This is a genomic window from Streptomyces sp. E2N166 (assembly GCF_003671715.1).
Taxonomy (GTDB): Bacteria; Actinomycetota; Actinomycetes; order Streptomycetales; family Streptomycetaceae; genus Streptomyces; species Streptomyces thinghirensis.
Genome location: NZ_RAIF01000032.1, coordinates 1,787,085 through 1,792,608, shown reverse-complemented (window position 1 = coordinate 1,792,608; position 5,524 = coordinate 1,787,085). Strand labels below are relative to the sequence as shown.

Below are 5,524 nucleotides of genomic sequence, written 5' to 3'. Positions count from 1 at the left end.
GGTCCACGTCCCGGGCCGACGGCGGCGTCCTCATGGCCCTGAGCGCCGCCGTCCGCGCCCACGAGGTCCTGCGCTTCGGCTACGCCTCGCCGTACCCGGCGGAGACCGGCGAGGACACGGTGCCGCCGCCGCGCCGGGTGCAGCCCCACCACCTCGTCACCCGCGGCGGACGCTGGTATCTCGTCGCCTGGGACCTCGACCGGGACGACTGGCGCGTCTTCCGCGCCGACCGGATCACCCCGCGCACCCCCACCGGGCCCCGTTTCACACCGCGGGAGTTGCCCGGAGGAGATGTGGCCGACTTCGTGACCGGAAGGTTCCGCGGCTCCGACCACTCCCCCGAATGGCCCTGCCGCGGGGAGGTCGTCCTCCACCTGCCCGCCGCCACCGTGTCCCCCTACGCCCCCGCCGGAACCGTCGAGGAGCTCGGCCCGGACCGCTGCCGGCTCACCCTGGGTTCCTGGTCGTGGCCTGCCCTCGCCGCCGCCGTCGGCGCCTTCGACACCGACATCGAGGTCATCGGCCCGCCCGCGCTCAAGGAGGCCTTCGCCCGGCTGGCCCAGCGTTGCGCCGACGCCGCGAGGAGTGCACCGGGCGCACTTCCCACGCCGACGGAGGGCGCTCCACCCGGCCGTCGAACGCCGTGAACGGGCGCCGTACGGTTCAGCCCGTCACGGGGTTCCCGGCCGGCCGGACATGGCACCGGCCAGCGCCCGGAAGGTCTCCTCGGGGTCGCTCCCGCTCAGCAGTCCGTCGAGGTTGCGGGAGAGCAGCAGCGTCGCGAAGCCATGGGCCATCGACCAGGCCGCCATGAAACCGAGGGCCGGATCGTCGCCGTAGCCCTCCACGGCCGCGCGAAGCCGGGTCCGCGTCCGCTCGCGCGCGGCGAGGAGCTCCGGGTCGTCCGTGCGCAGCAGTTCCGGCCGGAACATGACCTGGAAGTGCGCCGGGTGCGCGCCGGCGAAGCGCACGTACCGGACACCCAGGTCACGCAGGTCTTCCGCCTCGCCGAGCGCGGCGGCCAGAAGGCCGTGCCCCTCGGCCGCGATGGCCGTGAGAAGGCCCGCGCGGTCCTTGAAGTGATGTGCGGGCGCGGCATGGGAGACGCCCGCCCGGCGGGCCAGGTCCCGCAGGGACAGGGCGGCCGGTCCTTCGGTGGCGATGACGTCGAGGGCCGCGGTGAGCACGGCCCGTCGCAGGTCTCCGTGATGGTAGGAGCGTTCGGCGGTCATGAGAGCAGGCTAGCGCAATCTAGTCATTGACAAGACCGTACGCCGAACAGCAATCTAGTCGATGTCAAGATATGGGACGCGCGGAACGAGGGACGCCATGGGTATCGACAACGGACGCGTGCGGCAGATGTGGCATCTCCTGGAGCCGCTGCACGCCGTCGTCTACTACGCGCCGGAGGTCTTCGAGGAGACCCGGTCGCTCGGTTACGACACCGACGAGCGCTGGCCGACCTACTTCCCCTTGCGGGCGGCGCCGCTCGGGGCGCCGGAGACCCGTCTGGTGACATCGGCGTTCTACAGCTTCAGCCCGCGCATGGTGGCCGAGCACATCCCGGCCGCCTGGGACGTCGCCGCACCGCACGAGGTGCTCGCCGCCCGGGCGCGCGGCGTCGACCGGGCGTACACCGCGCTCATCGGGGATCGGACGGGCAGTCCCGATCTCTCCGAGGCCGCCGCGCTCGCCCGCCGGGCGGCGGAGGCCGCGCCCACCGGAGGCCGACCGCTCGCCGCCGCCAATGCCGGCCTGCCCTGGCCCCAGGAGCCGCATCTCGTGCTGTGGCAGGCCGCGACGATCCTGCGCGAGCACCGCGGCGACGGTCATCTCGCCGCTCTTCTGACCGCGGGCCTCGACCCCGTGGAGGCGCTGGTGTCCTTCGCGGCGATCGGCGCGGCACCGGCCGGCGTCTTCGCGAGCCGCGGCTGGAGCGAGCACGAGTGGGCGGCGGCCCGCGAACGGCTCTCCGTGCGAGGCCTGCTGGAGGCGGACGGGACCGCGACCGACGCGGGCCGCGCCCTGCGCGCCGAGGTCGAGCGCCGTACCGACGAACTGGCCGCCGCTCCCTGGCAGGCGCTCGGGGCCGAGGGCACCGCGCGGCTCGCCGAACTCCTCGGACCGGTCTGGCTGGACGTGCTGGGCTCCGGCCTGCTGCCCCGCGAGAACACCCTCGGCATCGGCAAGGTCTGACCGGGGCGGCGAGAAGGGGCGGGGCGGCCGGATTCGAACCGGCGTCCTCCGAGATGATGTCGCGGCGCACTACCTCTGTGCTACGACCCCGCCTTGTCGATCATCATACGGAACGCCCCCGCGTTCCGGCAGGCGTCACACCCGCTGGGTCTGCTCCGCACCCACGGGCTCCGCGGCCATGCCCCCCATCACGATGCGCGACCGGCTGTGCAACCGCAGCGAGACGACGACGAAGGCGATCGCGACCAGGGTCATCGCCGCGCCCGCCCAGGCGGTGGCGGCGTAGCCGAGGCCCGCGTCGATGACCGTGCCGCCGAGCCAGGGGCCGCCGGTGTTGCCAAGGTTGAACGCGGCGGTCGTCGTCGCGCCGGCGAGGGTGGGCGCGGCGCCCGCGACGTTGAACATGCGGGCGTTGAGCGCCGGCGCCGTGTAGAAGGCCGAGACGCCGAGGAGCAGGGAGAGGGCGATCACGACGGCGGGGCTCGACGCGAACAGCGCCAGTGCGGCCAGCAGCACGGTCGAAGCGGTGATGCCGGAGAGCAGCACGCCGAACAGGTGCGCGTCCGCGATCCGGCCGCCGATCGTCGTACCGATCAGCGCGCCGAGGCCGAACAGGGCCAGCACGGTGGGCACCCAGCCGTCCGCCAGCCCGGCCACGTCGGTGAGCAGCGGCGCGAGATACGAGAAGGCACAGAACACGCCGCCTGCGGCGAGTGCGGTCATCATGATGGACAGCCACACCTGGCGGTCGCGGTAGATCGCCAGCTCACGCTTGAGCCGGGGCCGCTGCTCGGGCAGGGGGATGTGCGGGATCAGGGTCACCACACCCACGAGCGCGATGGCGGACGCCGCACCCACCGCCCAGAACGCGGACCGCCAGCCCAGGTGCTCACCGAGGAAGGCGCCCGCCGGGACACCGAGGACGTTGGCGATCGACAGTCCGCCGATCATCACGGCCATCGCCCGGGCCCGTGAGGTCTTCGGCACCATGGCGATGGCGACGGCGGCGCCCACCGCCCAGAATCCGGCGCACGCCAGCGCGCTCACGACGCGCGAGACGAAGAGGATCTCGTACGTCGTCGCCAGCGCACCCGCGACCTGTCCGAGGCCGAACACCGAGATCAGCGCGACCAGCGTGATCTTCCGTGGCAGCCGCAGGGTCGCCACCGCGAGCAGGGGCGCGCCGACCACCATGCCGATCGCGAAGGCCGATATCAGCAGCCCGGCCTGGGGTATCGACACGTCCATGTCGTCGGCGATGGGCGGCAGCAGCCCGGAGAGCATGAACTCGCTCGTGCCGAGGGCGAATACGGACAGGCCGAGGATGTATACGGCGAGCGGCATGCGGGATGCCGGGGGCCGTGCGGAAGAGTCGGGCATGACAGGTGTCAACGAAGCCCTTGATCCCGCCATTCCCGCACGCGGGTGCCGTCTCACGATGCGGCGGGGCCGTGGTGGCCGGGCCCATTGTCAGTGGTGGGAGGCAGGATGCCGCTCATGACGACTTCCGCAGCAGTGATCGTTGACGCCGCCGCCTACGCGCAGGCCGTGCAGGACGCCGCGCGTGCCGCCGCCGCCTACTACGCGGGCGGCTCCTCGCCCCTGGACGACCACACGTACGACCGGCTGGCGAGAGGTATAGCGGCGTGGGAGGCCGAGCACCCCGACGACGTGCTGCCGGACTCGCCCACCGGGAAGGTCGCCGGCGGAGCGGCCGAGGGCGATGTGCCGCACACGGTACCGATGCTCAGCCTCGACAACGTGTTCTCACCGGAGGAGTTCACCGCCTGGACGGCGTCCCTGGCGCGTCGCCTGGGCCGGGAGGTCACGCGGTTCGGCGTCGGCCCCAAGCTTGACGGGCTCGCGGTCGCCGCCCGCTACAGCGGTGGCCGCCTCACCCGGCTGATCACCCGCGGTGACGGCACGGCCGGCGAGGACGTCTCGCATGCCATCGGCACCGTCGAGGGGCTGCCCGAGACGCTGTCCGAGCCCGTCACCGTGGAGGTGCGCGGCGAGATCCTCATGACGACGGCCCAGTTCGAGCATGCGAACGAGGTGCGCCTGCGTCATGGCGGACAGCCGTTCGCCAACCCGCGCAACGCGGCCGCGGGCACGCTGAGGGCCAAGGAGCGCGCCTACACGGTCCCCATGACGTTCTTCGGGTACGGCATGTTGCCCCTGCCCGAGACCGAAGCCGCGCTCGCCGGGCGACTGGTGGAGCTCGCCCACAGCGACCTGATGTCCATGGCGGCCCGGCTCGGTGTGCACACCAGCGCGGGGACCGCGGTCCCGGACGTCGTCGTCGAGACGCCGGAGCAGGTGGTGGCCAGGGTCCAGGAGATCGCGGCGCTGCGCGCCGAACTGCCGTTCGGCATCGACGGGATCGTCGTCAGGGCGGACCTGGCCGCCGACCAGCGGGCCGCCGGATCCGGCTCCCGCGCGCCGCGGTGGGCGATCGCCTACAAGCTGCCGGCCGTGGAGAAGATCACCCGGCTGCTGGAGGTGGAGTGGAACGTGGGCCGCACCGGCATCATCGCCCCGCGCGGTGTCCTGGAACCGGTCGTCATCGACGGCTCCACGATCACCTACGCCACCCTGCACAACCCGGCCGACATCACCCGCCGCGGCCTGCGCCTGGGCGACCACGTCATGGTCCACCGCGCCGGCGACGTCATCCCCCGCGTCGAGGCCCCGGTCGCCCACCTGCGCACGGGGGACGAGCGGCCCATCGCCTTTCCCGAGCAGTGTCCGCGCTGCGGGTCGGACATCGACACGAGCGAGGAGCGCTGGCGCTGCGCGCAGGGACGCAACTGCCATCTGGTCGCCTCCCTCGCCTACGCCGCGGGCCGCGACCAGTTGGACATCGAGGGCCTGGGCACCACCCGCGTCGTCCAGCTCGTCGAGGCCGGTCTCGTCGCCGACCTCGCCGACCTGTTCACCCTCCGCCGCGAGGAGTTGCTCCGCCTCGACCGGATGGGCGAGGCCAGTACGGACAACCTGCTCGCCGCGATCGCCAGGGCCAAGGAGCAGCCGCTGGCGCGGGTGCTGTGCGCGCTCGGCGTCAGAGGTACCGGCCGGTCCATGTCCCGGCGCATCGCCCGGCACTTCGCCACCATGGATCACATCCGCGCCGCCGATGCCGACGCCATGCAGCAGGTCGAGGGCATCGGGTCGGAGAAGGCCCCCGCGATCGTCGCGGAGGTCGCCGAACTCGCCCCGCTGATCGACAAGCTCGCCGCCGCCGGCGTCGGCATGACCGAGCCCGGCGCCACTCCGCCGGAGGCGCGTGCCGGTGTCGAAGGCCGAGGCGACGGCGAAGGTGAAGAAG

General features: G+C 73.0%; 5 protein-coding genes. 3 read left to right on the top strand and 2 right to left on the bottom strand.

The window, feature by feature from the left end:
• On the top strand, positions 1-647 hold a 647-nt coding region (locus EBH09_RS35220; protein WP_153182766.1), incomplete at its 5' end, for a WYL domain-containing protein.
• A 24-nt stretch (positions 648-671) separates the two neighbouring features.
• Here the strand turns inward: EBH09_RS35220 and EBH09_RS35215 are convergent.
• A complete protein-coding gene (locus EBH09_RS35215) occupies positions 672-1,232 on the bottom strand; it encodes a TetR/AcrR family transcriptional regulator (RefSeq protein WP_121750828.1) in 561 nt (186 codons plus the stop codon).
• 97 nt (positions 1,233-1,329) lie between these two features.
• On the opposite strand from EBH09_RS35215, the gene EBH09_RS35210 reads away from it, so the two are divergent.
• Positions 1,330-2,196: a hypothetical protein gene (locus EBH09_RS35210; protein WP_121750827.1), complete on the top strand. Its 867-nt coding sequence runs from the start codon at positions 1,330-1,332 to the stop codon at positions 2,194-2,196.
• A gap of 135 nt (positions 2,197-2,331) precedes the next feature.
• Here the strand turns inward: EBH09_RS35210 and EBH09_RS35200 are convergent, their stop codons facing one another.
• Positions 2,332-3,540, bottom strand: coding sequence for a Cmx/CmrA family chloramphenicol efflux MFS transporter (locus EBH09_RS35200; RefSeq protein ID WP_121750826.1), 1,209 nt, complete (start codon positions 3,538-3,540; stop codon positions 2,332-2,334).
• A gap of 153 nt (positions 3,541-3,693) precedes the next feature.
• On the opposite strand from EBH09_RS35200, the gene ligA reads away from it, so the two are divergent.
• On the top strand, positions 3,694-5,524 hold a 1,831-nt coding region (gene ligA / locus EBH09_RS35195; protein WP_193776699.1), incomplete at its 3' end, for an NAD-dependent DNA ligase LigA.